The sequence below is a fragment of the Paenibacillus sp. PvP094 genome (assembly GCF_040546835.1).
GTDB classification, from domain to species: domain Bacteria; phylum Bacillota; class Bacilli; order Paenibacillales; family Paenibacillaceae; genus Paenibacillus; species Paenibacillus illinoisensis.
The window spans coordinates 1,439,776-1,457,532 of record NZ_JBEPOM010000001.1 but is presented as its reverse complement, the minus strand read 5'-3'; the positions used below and the strand labels follow the sequence as shown (position 1 = coordinate 1,457,532).

Below are 17,757 nucleotides of genomic sequence, written 5' to 3'. Positions count from 1 at the left end.
AGGTCTTTTAACTGTAAATTTAACATCTATTCAATAGTCAGACTATGAATCCTCTCCGAAACAGTACGTTTCCTATAGTTAACAGCGATGGTCACGAGAACAAGCATCTCAGAGAGAGGAACAGCAAGCCATACACCCGTTACGCCCCAGAATGATGGAAGGACTGCAATGAATGCAATCATGATGATCATCTCACGTGCAGCCGTGATCCAGATCGCCATTTTGGCATTCCCTACCGATTGGAAATAGGTGCTCATGACAAAATTGATCCCCATAAACAGGTAGGCAAAAGTAAATATTCTTAAGCCGTACACGGCATTGTTTGTGACAATCTCACTGAAGTTTCCGAAGATCTGCACGAAGTAAGGTGCTCCCCATTGCACAACAAGCAGTAGTATGACACCACAAGCTAGAGCCGTTCTGGAGGCTATGCGAATGGTTTGTTTTTCACGCGCCATCTGTTTGGCTCCATGATAGTAACTAACCAGAGGTTGGGCAGCAGAAGCCAGACCCAGAAAAGCGAGTAAAACTACACCATGGATATAATTCAGTACCGTAAAGGATGCTACACCATCCGTACCTGCAATCCGGTCCAGTGAAATGTTGTGTGAGATGGAGAAGACAGACATGCCGAGTTCGGCAAGAAAGCTGGGAAAACCAATAAGAACAATGGTTCCGAGCAGTTTGGTATTCCATTTGAACCGAGTGAAGACAAGATTATTGGATTTTTTGAAAAAGTGAGACAACAGGACAAGCAGGGCTAAGGATGCCGAGACGATTGTACCGATGGCCACACCTTGCACACCCCATTCGAGTACATACAACGTTACATAATTAAGAACGATATTGGCTACGGCAAATGTGATCTGTGCGTACATGGAGGTGTTGGGATCACCGTCGTTACGGACAAAGATCGTCAGGGCATTTTCAATGGTGAAGACAAACCCGAACAACAGCATGATGTTTATATAATCAGCGGCATAGGGAAACGTCTCTGCATTGGCACCCAAAGCATAGACCAGTTGGTCCTTGAACGTGAATGCGGTATATCCTATAGCCATCGTAATTAACAGAATAATCGTAATTGATTTCGTGTATATTTGTTTGGCCGTGGTCATATCCCTTTGACCCATATGGTTGGAATACAGGGTAGCTCCGCCCATGCCGATCCATAACGACATCGCTACAAAAAGGGTGTATACCGGTGAAGCAATACCAATTCCGGCGAGCGCAGTGGATCCAAGTTTGTGCCCAACCATGATGCCATCGATAATAAAATTAAAAGCAATGACCAGCATCCCAAGTATGGATGGCACAAGGTAGCTTACAAAAGCTTTTCCTACAGATTGCCTTTCGAGGGGATGCGTCCAGTTCGTGTTCATATTAACCTCCATTTAATAAACTGAATGTTCATTCTGTGATAAATAATACTGAACGTTCGTTCTGTATAATAACACGGGACGAATTTGCTTGGCAACTTTTCCTCGAAAACCTCGTTTATGTAGTAGAGTTACTGTAATCTTTTTTAATAAATAAAGGGGGATCTGTTTGTGAAGCAGAACAAATATGATGAGTCAGAATTTTTCAGCAACTATAGTCAGATGGCTCGTTCTACTCAAGGGCTTGAGGCGGCAGGTGAGTGGTATAAACTGCGAACCATGTTACCTGAGTTAAAGGACAAAAATGTACTGGATCTGGGCTGTGGCTTTGGCTGGCATTGCCGATACGCACGGGAGCAGCAGGCCAGATCAGTTATTGGCGTGGATCTATCTGGGAATATGCTGCAGCGTGCACGGGAGATGACGGATGATTCACGAATTGAGTACAGGCATATGGCCATTGAAGATATTGAATTTGCCCCTGAACAATTCGATGTGGTCATTAGCTCGCTTGCACTGCACTACATTGAACAGTTGGATCAGGTATTTGCTCAAATCCATGCTTGTCTTGTCGAGGGTGGTACATTGGTATATTCAGTGGAACATCCGATCTTCACGGCTCGTGCTGCGCAGGATTGGCACTATGGGCCTCAAGGTGAGATTATGCATTGGCCTGTGGATGACTATCATCAGGAGGGAAAGCGTGTTACCAATTTTCTGAATCAGGACGTAGTTAAGTACCACCGGACATTGGCAACCCATCTGAATGAACTGATCCAGGCGGGATTTGTGATTCAGCAGGTGGCTGAGTCCAAACCTTCGCCTGAGATGATGGATCAATTCCCGGGTATGCGAGACGAGAATCGTCGTCCCATGTTTCTCATGATTGCTGCAGTTAAAGCATGAGCTATCTGTAAGTTGACTAGAATGGTTAGTATTAGGCGGCATAGCCTGAAGAGGGCTTAACCAGTAGGTTCAGATCGTTGGAACCCTGCTGGTTTATTTTATTTAATTTCAGAAAAGGAAATGAGAAAATGATCGGATCGGGAACCAAACCGGAATGGATACAGTCTTATTAAGTGAGGTGAACATCCGTTGGAATATCAATTTCTGGCCCAGGCCCAGACGATCGACAATTACACACTCAGCAGCATGATGGATGACTATGGGAATGATGTGTGGAACTATGCTTACTTTTTGACCAGAAGTACAGAGCAGGCAGACGAAATATCACAGCAAGTATTTATTCAGGCATATTCCGGGATTAAACACTTTCGCGGGGAGTGTTCCCTGAAAACCTGGTTGCTCACCATTGCTAGGAATACGACATTTACATACCGGAAATCGAGGTTTTTTCGCAGCAGTTTATGGGGGGAGACACTACCGATTGAATCAGAACAGGGTCCTTCACATATTCGTGAGATGACGCCTGCACATTATGCCCATCCATCAGCTGAAGCCGAGGTAATAAGTAGGGAGCATGTACATGAAATATGGGACATCGTCATGGCTCTGCCGGATAAGTTTCGTGAGATCTTGTTGCTGCATCTGAAGTATGAGCTCACCATGAACGAAATTGCGGAAATGCTGAGAATCAGTACAGGCACGGTGAAATCGAGGTTATCACGGGGCAAAGATAAAGTGCGGAAACAATGGGAGGAGAGAAATAGATGAGGTTCAAGGATGAAGACTGGGAAAAAGAAATCCGCAAGGAGCCGTTTGCATCGTCTCCTTTTCAAGACCAGCACAAGCAGAATGTACTTCGTCAGGTGGAATGGATGAAAACGGGTGAGGAACATGTCAATGATGCTCCAGATCACAAACAGAAACAACATATTATGAAGCGGAACCGTCGCACTGCTCGTTCACGTCCCCGGAAAGTTGTTGTAGTGACGACAGTTGCGGTAGCAGCAGCAGCAGCTATCTTATGGAATGGACAGGTTCTGGAGCCCATTGTAGAGAGGGTGTATCCTGTGTCTGCTCTGCAGCTCTCAGATGACCCTAGCATGAACCTGCTAACAAGTGAGATGAAGCAAACTGTGGCTATGTCGATGAGAGACTATCTAGGTAAACAACTGGAAGTCCATTATGCTAAGAAAGGGCCAATTACCGGCTGGGTATATATCGAGGCTGGCGACGTGAATAAATCAGAGTATGCCAAGATGTGGCTGGATGGGAAGACTGGAGCACTGGTTGAAGCCGATATGCGAAGTGAGATGCCTGGGAATGAGCTTGAGCACCGATTTTTGCGTCAAGTCCCTGGGCTTCTTAAAGGAATTAACAGTGATCCAACGTTGAAGCCGATCTCAGCCAGACGTTATGTGAAGATGAAGCAGGGTCAGGAGAAGCCTGTATGGTTCACCACATTATTTTTGGAGAACGGGAAGGGCAGTGGCAGCATTGAGTGGACACGGGATGAAGCAGTTTCGGTTTCTGGTACAGTGAGTAGCGACACAGTGTCCACAGATCTGATAACCAATGCGAGAAGCTCGATTGAAGCCTTGTCTGGTGAGCCAGCACCAGCTTTGAAAAGTGTAACGTTTACTCAAAATGATAAGCAGCTTGAAGAAACAACGGCCCTCTATTTTGGTGATCGGTATTTGGTAAGGAGTGTTGGTGGGAGATATAGCAATGAATATACTGTAATGGATTTTCAGAGGGGGGTTCCAGAACTCGAAACTGGTGAGGAGTATGAGCTCTACTTTGAGAAGTTGAGTAACATGGACGAAAAAATAATCAGGCAGAATGCAGCACCGATAATCCAAAAAATGTTCGATATTGATCTTGATAAATATGTCTTTGAGCGGGATACAAAGAATATTGGCATGGCAACATTCCGCTTGGAAGAGATGGCCAATATGATTCAAGTTCGTTATGAAGAAGATGCACGCATTACCATGATTACAATATCAGATCTTTAAGTTTAATCCGTATGGTACAATCCTAATAGCTGAGGAATTGAACATAAGGAGAGCATAATGAAATATTTGGTGAGTTCATGTCTGGCAGGAGTAGCTTGCCGTTACAACGGAACAGCGAGTCTGGATGAGAAGATTCAGGAGCTCGTAGCGCAAGAGCAGGCCTTGATGGTCTGTCCGGAACTGCTCGGTGGATTCTCCACTCCGCGGGAACCGGCAGAAGTTATCGGAGGTACAGGTAAGGATGTGCTCGCAGGCACAGCCCAGGTGATTGAGAGAGGTGGCAGGGACGTTACAGAACTGTATATTAAGGGAGCCTATCAAACGCTGGAATGGGCCAAAAGACTCAACGTTACTTGCATTGTGTTGAAGGAATTCAGTCCTTCCTGCGGCACACAAGCCATCTATGATGGTAACTTCGCTAATCACAAGGTACAAGGTGAAGGTGTCACATCAGCTCTGCTTCGGCATGAAGGCTATGAAGTCATTTCGGAAATTGAATTCATGGAACAATTGTAAAGCATACAAGGTATGGAACAAGCTGCCCAGGAGAATAATCAACTTCTCGAAGCAGATTTTTTCTTTGTAACAACACAATACTTACTTTTAAATACTGAGAAACAATAATGTGCGTACTTTTAATTTGTGGTTATAGATTCTAAACTAATACTTAAGCAAATGATGAAAATAATGAAGACACCGAGAGTCAGCATACCATTCAATAATAAAAGAGAAGGACGTGGAGTTTCATGGAGCCTACAACACAAGCATTGAAAAAGGAAGAAATTTTGAACGCGTATCATTTCCGGCATGCGACGAAGGTATTTGACGATTCACGCAAAATTACAGCGGAGGATTTTGAATTTATTCTGGAAACAGGAAGGTTATCACCGAGTTCGATCGGATTCGAGCCATGGAAGTTCTTGATCGTGCAAAAACCGGAGCTCCGCCAGCGCTTGTCTGAAGTATCCTCTGGAGCGCAGAAGCAATTGGCAACGGCGAGCCATTTCGTGGTCATCCTGGCCCGGACCGATGCAAGTTATAATTCCCCTTATGCGGAGTACATGCTCAAAGAGATTAAGGGCATGCCGGATGATGTGTTCGAGTTAACAAGTGCGGCATATGGAAATTTTCAAAACAATCAGCGTCTGCTTGAGAACCCAAAAACGCTATTCGATTGGGCATCCAAACAGACTTACATTGCACTCGGCAATATGATGACCTCGGCAGCTCTTATTGGCATCGATTCTTGCCCGATTGAAGGTTTCAGCTACCAGGATGTACATCGTATGCTCGAAGAAGAAGGTTTGCTCGAAGATGGAGCGTGGGACATTTCGATGATGGCGGCGTTTGGCTATCGTGCAGAGGAACCAAAACGCGAAAAGTCAAGGCAGCCTCTGGACAAGATTACACAATGGATTGAGTAAATAAAATCATCCGAAGTAAGCCTCGGTTATCTCCTGTTACATCAAGGAGGTAGCAGGGGCTGCTTTTGCAAATGCCAACGCTCATATAAAACTTCTATAGAAATGAAGCTTGATTATATATAGATATCTATGTATAATGAGGACATGCCAAAATATAATGCAATTGCACTAATCGCAAGGATTAGGGATCATGTAAACAAACGCATTGTTCAGGAACTGGAGCAGCATGACGTTACAGGGATTGTTCCATCCCACGGTGACATTTTGATGTTTTTGTACCGTGAAGATTCACTGTCCATCAAGATGCTGGCTGAACGTGTCCATCGTACACAACCAACAGTCACCGTGCTTGTGAACAAGCTGGAGAAGCTGGGTTATGTGGAACGCAGCAAGAGTGTGGAAGACAGCCGGGTGACGTTGATTCGCCTCACAGAGCAAGGACGGCAGCTGAAGCCCATTTTTGAACAGGTATCGGAAACGATTCAGGACATGGTCTATGGTGGAATGACAGATGAGCAAGCGGAACAACTGGAGAGTCTGTTGATTGGAATTGTCCATAAGTTATAAAAAAAGAAAAAATTTTTTTAGACAAAAACATAGATATCTATGAATATGTCTAGTAAGTATCTATTGCTCCACTATGCTGCAACATAATATAACAAAAACCTGGAGGTACTTTATTATGAAACATCTTATCGTATATGCACATCCCCACGCAGACAGCTTCAATCACGCCATTCTAAACACAGCTGTAGAAGCACTTGAAGCCCAAGGTCATGAGGTTGTTGTTCGTGATCTGTATGCCCTGGAATTTCAGCCTGTATTGAGCGCAGCTGACACGGCATCCATGCGCGCAGGACAGAATCCACAGGATATTGCGACAGAGCAGAAGTTTATCACGGATGCCGATGCAATTACGTTTATCTACCCAATCTGGTGGACTGGGCTGCCGGCAATTTTGAAAGGGTACGTTGACCGGGTATTTGCATATGGTTTTGCTTATGCTTCAGGCGAAGCAGGAATCGAGAAGCTGTTAACAGGCAAAAAAGGACTGATTATCAATACACACGGAACGCCTAGTGACATTTATGACCAAATTGGCATGACTGCCGGCATGAAAATGACCTCCGATGTCGGAATCTTTGATTTCGTAGGCATTGAATCCGTGGATCATTTGTTCTTTGGCAGTATCGGATATCTGGATGATGCGGCTTATCAATCCATGCTGGAGCAAGTGAAGCAAACGGTAAGCACCAAATTCTAACGAATACTAATGCAACAATTGGCAGGTCGATTCGGACGATGAATCGACCTGTTTGGTTTGCAAAATACAAGAAAGGGGGTATAATCTTACCCATGGAACCTTTACTCATATTTAAAGCTTTGTCCAACGAGACACGCAGGCAGATACTGTCATGGCTCAAAGATCCGGAGCAGCATTTCTCACCTCTGGAATTGTCCCAGCATCCCGATGGAGGGAAGAGCGGGATCTGTGTCGGAACCATTCAGATGAAGGCTGGATTGGCTCAATCCGTCATATCCAGTTATTTGCTGACCATGCTCAAAGCCGGGCTACTGCTCTCCGAGCGCAGGGGCCAGTGGACGTATTATCGCCGCAACGAAGAAACCATTCGTCAATTTGCCGAGTATGTACAGCACGAGTTATAAAGCCGGACGCCAGGACGGAAGCAAGAATGCAGCAGCAGGCGGGGATTCCGTCCGGATGTAAACGGCGAAGAATAATACAGTAACTCCTATTTCTATGTGTTTTTACATCTATATATCTGGATATACAAAAATATATCTCACCAAAGGAGAACTTCTCATAATGACTACTGATAATCAAGTTTCATCCCATAAACAACATATTAGCGACGTTAAGCTGTCCATCCTGGATTTGGCTCCTGTCGTTGTGGGTGCTACACCCGCAGATGCGCTCCGGAACAGTCTGGATCTGGCACAGCATGCGGAGCGTTGGGGATACCATCGCTACTGGGTAGCTGAGCATCATAATATGCCCGGTATTGCTTCTTCCGCAACATCCGTAGTGATCGGATACCTGGCAAGTGGCACGAATACGATTCGTCTCGGTTCCGGTGGCATCATGCTGCCCAACCATGCACCACTCGTTATTGCTGAGCAGTTCGGAACATTGGAATCCCTGTATCCGGGCCGTATCGATCTTGGACTGGGCCGTGCACCAGGTAGTGACCGCCGTACCTCTCTTGCACTGCGCAAAGATCTCAACAGCGGAGAAGACTTCCCGGAATTGCTGGCTGAGCTGAGAGCGTACTTCGATGCATCTGCTACATCCTATCATGCCCCTGTTCGTGCGGTGCCGGGTGAAGGGTTGAACATCCCAATTTACCTGCTCGGTTCCAGTGATTTCAGTGCACGTTTGGCAGGGCGGCTTGGATTGCCGTTTGCTTTTGCCAGCCACTTCTCGCCCGATTATACTCGCATTGCCCTTGAAACATATCGAAGCAGCTTCCAGCCTTCCGACACACTGAAGGAGCCGCATGTTATTGTAGGTGTGAATGCAGTTGTTGCAGATACGGATGAAGAAGCAGCATGGCTCGGTACAACGATGCAGCAGCAGTTCCTGAACATCATCCGCGGGACGACAGGACTGGTACAGCCACCAGCCGATATGGAAGGCAAATGGACCGACCGCGAGAGAGCTGGAGTGGAACAGACGCTGAAAGCAGCCGTAAACGGCTCACCTGAGACGGTACGTGGACAGCTTGAATCATTTATTACCCAGACACAAGCGGATGAGCTTATTATTACATCCATGATTTATGACCATCAGGCACGTCTGCATTCTTATGAATTGATCGCACAATTGGCGGGTAAAGCATAACTTTAACAGCACATGAACAAGGATTAGAATATTGGATTCAATAACGGGTCGCTCTCGCAAGAGGCGGTCCGTTTTTACTTATCAAGAACTCATCCCAATGATTATATGAGGCAGTTCTGATTTTTTAGGGTAAAATGACATTACGGTCTATTTTGAAACGGTTAAAAGAGCCGTACGTATAAACCAAGAGCATTATACATATGTTGGCTTGTACAAGTTTCTTTATTCGCATGTGCATGAGGCGTGCACTATGAAAGCTTATTTTTTATCATGATCAGATACATAAGAGAGGAAGACATGCCCATGGAGCAACCCGAACAACCCCGCATTTGGCCGGATCGGTTTAAGCGGTTTTTTCTGAACAACAAGTTTGTCCTATTTCTGCTGATTCTGCTGCTGGTCGGACTAAACGTGATGGTGCTAACGAAGATATCCTTTGTTCTGCATCCAGTTGCGGTGCTAATCAAAACGATTGTACTGCCGATCATTCTGTCAGGTATCCTCTACTATCTGCTGAATCCGCTGGTGGATGTGATGGAAAAGTGGAAGATTAAGCGCGGATGGTCGATACTGATCCTTTACCTCGCGATTGGCGGCATTTTGACGGTTGTTGTATTGGCAGTCATTCCAGTGCTCCGCAATCAGATTATGGGGCTTATCGCCAATTTCCCGATGTATAGTGAAAATGTCAGACAGCAGTTCGAGGAGCTTACGGGCAGTCAGCTGTTCAGTCAGGTCCAGGAAACGGTGAACATGAACTGGCAGGACTGGTGGGGAACGATCTCCGAGAAAGCAACAGAGATTCTGAATTCCACCTGGAACAAACTCGGCGGTTTCCTTGGAGCTTTTACCGAAACGGTATTATCCATTGTAACGGTGCCATTTATTCTGTTCTACCTGCTTAAGGACGGGAAGAAGCTTCCGGAGAAGATCCTATCGTTTCTGCCGATCAAAAGCCGTACGGGTGCCATGGAGGTACTTCACGACATTAATCACCAGATTAGTTCCTTCATTCGCGGGCAAATTATCGTGAGCTTCTGTATCGGTATCCTGCTCTATATCGGTTATATGATCATTGGACTGGATTACGCACTGATTCTGGCCATTATCGCTTCCTTTACCAGCGTGGTGCCGTATCTGGGACCTGCGATTGCCATTACGCCTGCACTCATTGTGGCGCTGGTGACTTCTCCAGTGATGCTGCTGAAAATGGTGGCGGTATGGACGATTGTGCAGCTGATTGAAGGCAAGTTTATCTCTCCGCAGATCATGGGCAAAACGCTCAAGATCCATCCGATCACGATTATCTTTGTCATTCTGACATCAGGCAATCTGTTCGGTGTGGTGGGCATTCTGTTGGCCGTTCCGGGTTATGCGGTGCTTAAGGTCTGTGTATCCCACATCTTCAACTGGTTCAAGAGCCGTTCCGGTCTGTATGACCCGAATAAAAACAATCTACTGTAAGGTTACTGCATATGGAAAACGGTACCCTTAACAAAAGAGAACCCCTGTCATCGGCAACAGCCGAAAGACGGGGGTTCTCTTTGTCAGAACAGGCTGGCTTACGCCTAGCCATGTTTAATATGCTGGAGCGTTTGCAGGAAGATTTGCTCAATATGCGTATCATCCAGAGAATAATACACCGTCTTGCCTTCCTTGCGACGCTTGACGATCCGCATGTTGCGGAGTGAACGCAGCTGGTGTGAAATGGCCGACTGTCCCATATCAAGCAGCACCGTCAGATCATGTACACATAATTCCTTCTGCAACAGCGCATCAATAATACGTAGTCGGGTTGGATCGCTGAACGCCTTGAACCAATCCGCCATCTCGGAAGAAGTCTCCCGATCAATAAGGGAAGTGCGGATGGACTCCACGTCCGCTTCCGTTCCCGAGCAGGCCGCATCACAATCCGCTGGCGCTTTAACCGGTTGTTCCATTTCCTATCACCGCCTATGCTAGCAACTATACGCCTATTATATCCAAAAAACGTCTAAAGCGAAATGATTACTATTAGCATATTCTGTCTGTAAAATCATCATCGATCGTTGACACTACAGTTTAGGCGTGCATATAATAGGGTTAATCAAACATATGAATGGTTGCTCATATATTAACTTTAATTAAAATGTTCATGCTGCTTCGAACTGCAAAGGGGAGAATTCACATGGGAACCGGTCAGGAACAGGTGAAACGGGAACTGCTGCTGGATGGATTGGATTGTGCCAATTGTGCGCTGAAGATTGAGAATGGTGTCAAAAAAATCAAGGGTATCACGGATTGCTCCGTTAATTTCGTAACCAAAACCTTACTGGTGCATACAACTTCCGATATGGATGAGCAAGTTCTGGAAGAAGCGAAGCGTAAGGTCCTGCGGCTTGAGCCGCACATTCGCATCTCGGAAAAAGGGAGACTACCGCTCGGCAATCAGGCTTCTGCTGGGCTGGGAGATCAATTGGACGGCCAACTGCACACACATGCAGGAACTGCTGCCGAAGGACATTATCACGAACATACAGGTCATTCTCATGACCATGATCATCATGAAGGAGCGCATCACCATAGCCATGGTCATGGTGCTCTTCATCATGCGCATGATCATCACAGTCATGCCGGGCATGATCACGGTCATTCACATGATCATAATGCGCATGCCGGGCATTCGCACGAGCATGGTGCAGGACAGACGAAGGTGCTGCTTGCAAGGCTTGCTGCCGGCTCTGCCCTACTTGCTGCGGCCATCTGGTCCCCACTGGACGGATGGGCACAGCTCGCTCTCTATGTAGTCGCTTATCTGATCGCAGGAGGAGATATCGTTCTCCAGGCGTTCAAAAACATTATTCGGGGTCAGGTATTCGACGAGTACTTCCTGATGTCGGTTGCAACGATTGGTGCTTTTGCCATTGGTGAGTATCCAGAAGGGGTAGCGGTCATGCTCTTTTATCAGCTTGGGGAGCTATTTCAGGGGATGGCGGTTAACCGCTCTCGCAAATCGATTCAGTCGCTTATGGATATTCGTCCGGACTATGCCAATATTCTGGTCGGTTCTGGCGATGAGACCAAGCGTGTCTCTCCGGAAGATGTGCGCATCGGTGATCGCATCGTTGTCCGTGCGGGTGAGAAGGTCCCGCTGGATGGAATAGTGAAGGCAGGACATTCCATGGTGGATACGTCTGCTCTTACAGGGGAATCGGTCCCTCGGGAACTGGAGCCTGGAAGTGATGTACTGAGTGGTTTTGTGAATAAGAATGGTATGCTGACGATTGAAGTGACCAAAACCTTCGGAGAATCCACGGTATCCAAGATTCTGGATCTGGTGCAGAATGCCAGCAGCCGCAAAGCGAAAACGGAACATTTCATCAGTAAATTTGCCCGTTATTACACGCCGGTCGTCGTTATTCTTGCAGCGTTGATTGCATTTGTACCTCCGCTCGTGCTTAGTGGTGCAACATTTGCCGATTGGATCTATCGTGCACTGGTCTTTCTGGTCATCTCCTGTCCATGCGCACTGGTGGTTTCCATTCCACTCGGATTCTTCGGCGGGATTGGAGCTGCTTCCCGTAACGGGATTCTGGTGAAAGGCAGCAATTACCTTGAAGCATTGAATGATGTGAAAGTGGTTGTTTTTGATAAAACGGGTACATTAACCAAAGGTGTATTCAACGTAACGGCTATTCGTCCGGAAGGTGGACGTACAGAAGGTGAACTGATGGAACTCGCGGCGATCGCGGAGGCCCAATCGAATCACCCCATCGCCGAATCCATTCGTGCAGCCTGGGCCCAAGATATCCGTACAGAAGGTGTTGAAGGATATGACGAGGTTGCCGGGCATGGGATCAGAGTCCGTGTGGATGGCCGTGAGGTGCTGGCAGGGAACGCCAAACTGATGGAACAGGCGGGTATTCTCTATACCAAGCCTGAAACGGTGGGAACAGTGGTACACGTTGCTGAAGCAGGCGCATATGCTGGCCATTTGATCATTGCGGACGAAGTGAAGGATGATGCTGCAGCGGCGATACAGGCACTGAAGACACTTGGCATCCGCAAAACGGTCATGCTCACAGGTGATGCCAAAGCCGTTGGTGAAGCCGTAGGCCAGGCGCTGGGAGTCGATGAGGTATACGCTGAGCTTTTGCCGCAACACAAAGTTGAACGGCTGGAAGAACTTGAAGCGGGCAAGTCTCCCAAGGAGAAAATGGTGTTTGTCGGGGATGGCATCAACGATACACCAGTGCTGGCTCGTGCGGATGTAGGTGTAGCTATGGGAGGACTCGGGTCTGATGCTGCCATCGAAGCAGCAGATGTGGTCATCATGACGGATGAGCCATCCCGACTGGCAAGCGCAATCCGTATTGCGAAGCGGACACGAATGATTGTCTGGCAGAATATCGGTTTTGCCTTGGGCGTTAAGGTGATCTTCCTGCTGCTGGGAGTGTTCGGCATAGCCACGATGTGGGAGGCCGTATTCTCCGATGTAGGTGTAACGGTCCTGGCCGTTCTGAACGCCATGCGGGTGCTGCGTGTAAAGAACATTTAAGTTTTCGAAACGAACGACGCGGCTCTTCGTATATACGTAGAGCCGTTTTTTTATTTTTATGGCTGCAGGCATGTTTAGAGGCACGTTTGAAGAGAAGGGGAGAACAACTTGGCAGGAGCAATTGTAGGGTTAATATGCGGAGTGTGCTATTTTGTGTTGGGATTAATGCTGTTCAAAAAACCGCCGAAAAAGATTAATGGCATATATGGTTATCGTACCCCGCGCGCCATGAGCGATCCCGATTTATGGGACGAAGCTCAGCGTTACAGCGCCAACCTGATGATGCAGTTTGGGGTCATTATTACGGTGTTTGGTATTCTTGGATTCTGGTTTACCGATGTACAGGCTCTCGTACTCAGTCTGTTTGCAGTTGCGTTCTACACGTTCAGACTGTTTACGAAAGTGGAAGGGCGCTTAAAGGAAGTACAGCATGCTCAGAAGCGGAAGCAAAGCGAGCAAGGTGCATCATAGAAATTCGTTGTTCGATGTAAAAAAGATAGAGGCAGAGGATCCGCGGAGGCGGGTCTTTTTGTGTTCGGCGAGGTTCATGGCGCTGCTGTGGCTAAAATCTAACGTTGACGTTAACGTTATAATTATATATAATTAAGTACATAATATTATAGACATATAAAAAGTGAGGTGAAGGAAATGAGCTTGTATAAGATCGACGACGTAGCCAAGGAATGTGGGTTGACGAAGCGTACCATCCGGTATTACGAAGAGATTGGTGTCATGCCTTCACCTCAGCGGACGGACGGTGGCACGCGGCTGTATACGAGAGCGGATATCGACTATTTGAAAAAGGTTGTCCGTGCCAAGGAAGTGCTTGGCTTCTCTCTACAGGAACTGCATACGTATATCGCAACGGCTGATGTGCTGAATGAGCAGCGATTTGATTACCAGCAGACAACCGAAGTGAAGGAACGGATTGAAAAACTCACGAGTATGGATGAAACGCTGGGTGGTCAACTACAGTTAATTGAACAGAAACTGCAGAGTATTCATGCCGTACAGGCAGAGCTGGAGGAATTGCGAGAACGGGTGCAGAACGGGATTCAGCGATTACAGAAGAATGAATCTATGGAACATCCCGAAGACGGATAAGCAAGGGAGCAACACATCACTCCATACAAACGAAATCGTGCAAGCACCGGGTGATCCGGTGTCATTTTGTGCCGTTTTGTTTCACTTGCTTTTGAAAGTAAAATGAAAATTTCATGTATTACAATCAAATTTCAATTCATAACCAGGAGGTATCATGTATGAAAAGAGAACCATCCTTACCTGACGAACTGCCGTCATCACGCGGAGGATTACTGTCCCAACCACGGGCTGTATGGGCTGTCGCCTTCGCGTGTATCATTTCATTTATGGGACTGGGATTGGTTGACCCCATCCTGCCTGCCATTGCAGATCAGCTGCATGCATCCAAAAGCCAGGTTTCCCTACTCTTTACGAGCTATAACGCCGTAACCGGGATTGCCATGCTGATTACTGGCGTTGTTTCCAGCCGGATCGGTGTGAAATGGACGCTGCTTAGCGGGATTTTACTTATCGTCATCTTCTCCGCTCTGGGCGGAACATCAGATACGGTTGGTGCCCTGGTTGGTTACCGCGGAGGCTGGGGGCTAGGTAATGCCTTGTTTATCGCTACAGCGTTATCTGCGATTGTTGGTCTGTCCACTTCAGGGACGGCCAAAGCGATTATTTTGTACGAAGCCGCACTGGGTCTTGGGATTGCCGTAGGTCCACTGCTTGGCGGTGAGCTTGGTTCCATCTCGTGGCGTGGTCCATTCTATGGGGTTGCAGTCCTGATGATGATTGCCTTTATCAGCATTACGTTTATGCTGCCCAAAATGGCCAAGCCGAAAACACGCAGTTCCCTGTCCGATCCGTTCAAGGCGCTGAGTTATCCATCTCTGAAAACACTGGCGATTACGGCCTTTCTGTATAACTTTGGTTTCTTCACGTTGATGGCTTATTCACCTTATGTCATGAACCTGGATGAGCATGGACTTGGTTATGTGTTCTTCGGTTGGGGCCTCATGCTTGCAATCACGTCTGTATTCGTGGCACCAAGACTGCAGCGTCGATTCGGCTCGGTTCCTTCCATGAGTGTGATGCTGACCCTGTTTGCGATTGACCTCATTGTTATGGCCGTGGGTACAGTCATGGGATCGTCCACAACTGTCATTGTTGCTGTTATCGTTGCCGGGATATTCCTGGGTATCAACAACACATTGATTACGACGGCTGTTATGGAGGCTGCTCCGGTTGAACGTTCGGTTGCTTCGGCTGCTTACAGCTTCGTACGTTTCCTTGGCGGTGCGCTGGCACCTTGGCTTGCAGGTAAATTGTCGGAATGGTTCCTGCCGGAAACACCGTTTTATTTTGGCGCATTGATGGTACTGGTTGGTGTCGTGGTTCTGCTTGTACGCCGTAGACATCTGCGTGATATCGATGCAGCAATTACACATTAATGGATGGGGGAATTGAAATGCTGGAACGAATCGTAGTAGCTGTTGATGGGTCGGATCATGCGCATAAGGCATTGGAAACAGCTGTTGACTTAGCTGCAAGTTTGAAGCATCCCGCCAGATTGATTATTGTGCATGTGAATCCTTCCGTATCCTTGAATGAGCCGGCTCTGGGAGTAGATCTGGAAGCACGAATTGCGGAAGAAGGGCAGCATATTATTGCACCGGTAGAACAGCTATTGTCCGGACATTCTATCCCTTATGAGACACTGCTCATTGCCGGGGACCCGGTAAACGAGATCTGCCGGGTGTCGCGCGAAAGAGAGTGCAGCCTCATTGTCATGGGTACTGGCGGCAAAAGCGTGCTGGCAGAAATCGTCGTTGGCAGTGTCAGCCACGGTGTATTGAAACAAGCAGCATGCCCGGTATTAACGGTGAAATAGGGCACTGCCGGAATTAAGGCTGGGTTGAAGATGCTGCTGTGGTGTATAAATAGATAAAGGATAACTGCGATCACAAGATTGTTCTGTCATGAACTTGACCCGCTGTAACTTCATAGGTCAAACTTGCAGCAATGATGGATTGGAGGATTCAATAATGAAAAAACAACATCTGTTTATCGGTGGTAAACCCACGGAATCAGTAGAATATAAGGCACTTCAGGCACCGTATTCCGGAGAAACATTGGCGGAAGTGTCTACCGCTTCGGCGGAGGAGGCAGAAGCAGCCATAACAGCTGCCGTTCAGGCCGGCAAGGAGATGCGCAGCATGCCTGCTCACCGGCGTGCAGACATCCTTTACAAGCTCTCCACCCTGCTGGAAGAGCGGAAGGAAGAGGCGGCACGAGTGATTGCGCTGGAAGCGGCCAAACCAATCACGGCTGCGCTTGCGGAAGTGGATCGTACGGTGGAAACGTACCGTTTTGCCGCAGAAGAAGCGAAGCGGCTCACAGGGGAGACCGTTCCTCTGGATGCAGCCAAGGGCGGTGAAGGGCGCATCGGATATACCATGCGACAGCCTCTGGGTGTCATCGGGGCGATTACGCCGTTTAATTTTCCGATGAATCTGGTGGCACATAAGGTTGGACCTGCCCTTGCAGCAGGCAATACCATCGTTCTGAAACCGGCTGAGCAGACACCGTTGTCTGCCTACTATATCGCGAACCTGCTTCAGGAAGCCGGGTTGCCGGATGGTGCATTAAACGTGGTAAGTGGGGATGGCAAAACGATTGGTGATGTGCTCGTATCCGATCCGCGCATAGCCCATATTACATTTACGGGCAGCCCAGCGGTAGGGACAAGCATTCGCAGTCAGGCGGGATTGAAACGGGTAACGCTGGAGCTTGGATCGAATGCAGCTGTCATTGTGGATCAGGATGCGGATCTGGACAAAGTGGTCCCAAGATGTGTGACAGGTGCCTTTACGTATCAGGGTCAGGTATGCATTTCATTGCAGCGCATTTATGTACACAGTGCCATTGCAGACGAATTCATACGCCGATTCGCGGAAGCAGCGAAACAAGTCGTGACAGGAGATCCGCTGAACCCGGATACTGTGGTTTCGGCACTCATTACAGCCAAAGACGTAAAGCGGACCCTGGATTGGATCGACGAAGCGAAACAGGCAGGAGCTACGGTCGCCGCAGGAGGAGAGGCCGAAGGAGGCGTGCTGCGTCCAACCGTACTCGTTAACGTGCCGCGTGATGCGAAGGTGTCGTGCCAGGAAGTCTTTGCACCGATTGTTGTTATTAACACTGTGAGTTCGGTCCAAGAAGGCATTGAGCACGTGAATGATTCCATCTATGGGCTTCAGGCAGGTATTTTTACGAACAATATCCATACTGCACTGCATGCAGCTGATCATATCGAGGCTGGAGGGGTCATGATCAACGACATTCCTACGTTCCGGGTTGATCACATGCCATACGGTGGTGTGAAGCAGAGCGGTATGGGACGTGAAGGTGTCAAATACGCTGTTGAAGAAATGACAGAACTCAAGTTTGTCATGTTCAATAAAAATTAAGGATGTTTGTAAAGCAGGCTGTTTTGCACTGTCTAATATGAAGTAATAAGGTCCCGCACCCAATGTAGTTGGTGTGGGGCTTTTTCTGTATGGATCGATAGGAAATAGTGAAAACACTTTCGATTTCCCTACTG

Annotated in this window: 18 protein-coding genes; 16 read left to right on the top strand and 2 right to left on the bottom strand. The window is 47.6% G+C overall.

All coding sequences use genetic code 11. The features are described from left to right. Nucleotides 1–26: 26 nt before the first annotated feature. Entirely contained in the window at nucleotides 27–1,382 is a 1,356-nt protein-coding gene (locus ABIC22_RS06760) for an MATE family efflux transporter (RefSeq protein WP_354479581.1), read from the bottom strand. A 168-nt stretch (nucleotides 1,383–1,550) separates the two neighbouring features. On the opposite strand from ABIC22_RS06760, the gene ABIC22_RS06755 reads away from it, so the two are divergent. The 10 genes from ABIC22_RS06755 (at nucleotide 1,551) to ABIC22_RS06710 (ending at nucleotide 10,051) form a co-directional block, all read left to right on the top strand. Continuing rightward, nucleotides 1,551–2,285, top strand: a complete 735-nt coding sequence (locus ABIC22_RS06755) for a class I SAM-dependent methyltransferase (RefSeq protein WP_127540820.1) — start codon at nucleotides 1,551–1,553, stop codon at nucleotides 2,283–2,285. A 189-nt stretch (nucleotides 2,286–2,474) separates the two neighbouring features. Next, a complete protein-coding gene (locus ABIC22_RS06750) occupies nucleotides 2,475–3,053 on the top strand; it encodes an RNA polymerase sigma factor (RefSeq protein ID WP_127540817.1) in 579 nt (192 codons plus the stop codon). Continuing rightward, nucleotides 3,050–4,300 (top strand): hypothetical protein, encoded by a 1,251-nt coding sequence (locus tag ABIC22_RS06745; protein WP_354479577.1) that lies wholly within the window; start codon nucleotides 3,050–3,052, stop codon nucleotides 4,298–4,300. Before ABIC22_RS06750 ends, ABIC22_RS06745 begins: the two co-directional genes overlap by 4 nt. A 57-nt stretch (nucleotides 4,301–4,357) precedes the next feature. Beyond that, nucleotides 4,358–4,816, top strand: a complete 459-nt coding sequence (locus tag ABIC22_RS06740) for a 2-thiouracil desulfurase family protein (protein WP_354479574.1) — start codon at nucleotides 4,358–4,360, stop codon at nucleotides 4,814–4,816. Between the two features lie 230 nt (nucleotides 4,817–5,046). Then, nucleotides 5,047–5,724, top strand: a complete 678-nt coding sequence (locus tag ABIC22_RS06735; RefSeq protein WP_354479571.1) for an NAD(P)H-dependent oxidoreductase — start codon at nucleotides 5,047–5,049, stop codon at nucleotides 5,722–5,724. Nucleotides 5,725–5,868: 144 nt separating this feature from the next. Further along, nucleotides 5,869–6,291, top strand: a complete 423-nt coding sequence (locus ABIC22_RS06730; RefSeq protein WP_154896893.1) for a MarR family winged helix-turn-helix transcriptional regulator — start codon at nucleotides 5,869–5,871, stop codon at nucleotides 6,289–6,291. A 115-nt stretch (nucleotides 6,292–6,406) separates the two neighbouring features. Continuing rightward, nucleotides 6,407–6,988 carry an NAD(P)H-dependent oxidoreductase gene (locus ABIC22_RS06725; protein ID WP_354479569.1) on the top strand — a complete coding sequence of 194 codons (582 nt, stop codon included), beginning with the start codon at nucleotides 6,407–6,409 and terminating at the stop codon, nucleotides 6,986–6,988. Between the two features lie 92 nt (nucleotides 6,989–7,080). After that, nucleotides 7,081–7,392, top strand: coding sequence for an ArsR/SmtB family transcription factor (locus ABIC22_RS06720; RefSeq protein ID WP_127540805.1), 312 nt, complete (start codon nucleotides 7,081–7,083; stop codon nucleotides 7,390–7,392). A 160-nt stretch (nucleotides 7,393–7,552) separates the two neighbouring features. Then, entirely contained in the window at nucleotides 7,553–8,587 is a 1,035-nt protein-coding gene (locus ABIC22_RS06715) for an LLM class flavin-dependent oxidoreductase (RefSeq protein ID WP_127540803.1), read from the top strand. A 303-nt stretch (nucleotides 8,588–8,890) separates the two neighbouring features. Continuing rightward, nucleotides 8,891–10,051: an AI-2E family transporter gene (locus ABIC22_RS06710; RefSeq protein ID WP_095362084.1), complete on the top strand. Its 1,161-nt coding sequence runs from the start codon at nucleotides 8,891–8,893 to the stop codon at nucleotides 10,049–10,051. A gap of 104 nt (nucleotides 10,052–10,155) precedes the next feature. Here ABIC22_RS06710 and ABIC22_RS06705 read toward each other — a convergent pair whose 3' ends face one another. Next, a complete protein-coding gene (locus tag ABIC22_RS06705; RefSeq protein WP_095362085.1) occupies nucleotides 10,156–10,527 on the bottom strand; it encodes an ArsR/SmtB family transcription factor in 372 nt (123 codons plus the stop codon). 227 nt (nucleotides 10,528–10,754) lie between these two features. Between ABIC22_RS06705 and ABIC22_RS06700 the strand changes: the two genes are divergently transcribed. The 6 genes from ABIC22_RS06700 (at nucleotide 10,755) to ABIC22_RS06675 (ending at nucleotide 17,623) form a co-directional block, all read left to right on the top strand. Further along, nucleotides 10,755–13,124: a heavy metal translocating P-type ATPase gene (locus ABIC22_RS06700; protein ID WP_354479565.1), complete on the top strand. Its 2,370-nt coding sequence runs from the start codon at nucleotides 10,755–10,757 to the stop codon at nucleotides 13,122–13,124. A 108-nt stretch (nucleotides 13,125–13,232) separates the two neighbouring features. Next, nucleotides 13,233–13,595 (top strand): SdpI family protein, encoded by a 363-nt coding sequence (locus ABIC22_RS06695; protein WP_095362087.1) that lies wholly within the window; start codon nucleotides 13,233–13,235, stop codon nucleotides 13,593–13,595. A gap of 177 nt (nucleotides 13,596–13,772) precedes the next feature. Next, entirely contained in the window at nucleotides 13,773–14,228 is a 456-nt protein-coding gene (locus tag ABIC22_RS06690) for a MerR family transcriptional regulator (RefSeq protein ID WP_354479562.1), read from the top strand. 158 nt (nucleotides 14,229–14,386) lie between these two features. Then, complete coding sequence (locus ABIC22_RS06685; RefSeq protein ID WP_354479559.1) at nucleotides 14,387–15,604, top strand: MFS transporter; 1,218 nt, start codon at nucleotides 14,387–14,389, stop codon at nucleotides 15,602–15,604. 17 nt (nucleotides 15,605–15,621) lie between these two features. Next, nucleotides 15,622–16,044 (top strand): universal stress protein, encoded by a 423-nt coding sequence (locus ABIC22_RS06680; protein WP_354479555.1) that lies wholly within the window; start codon nucleotides 15,622–15,624, stop codon nucleotides 16,042–16,044. Between the two features lie 154 nt (nucleotides 16,045–16,198). Then, a complete protein-coding gene (locus ABIC22_RS06675; protein ID WP_354479553.1) occupies nucleotides 16,199–17,623 on the top strand; it encodes an aldehyde dehydrogenase family protein in 1,425 nt (474 codons plus the stop codon). The last annotated feature ends 134 nt before the right edge of the window (nucleotides 17,624–17,757 follow it).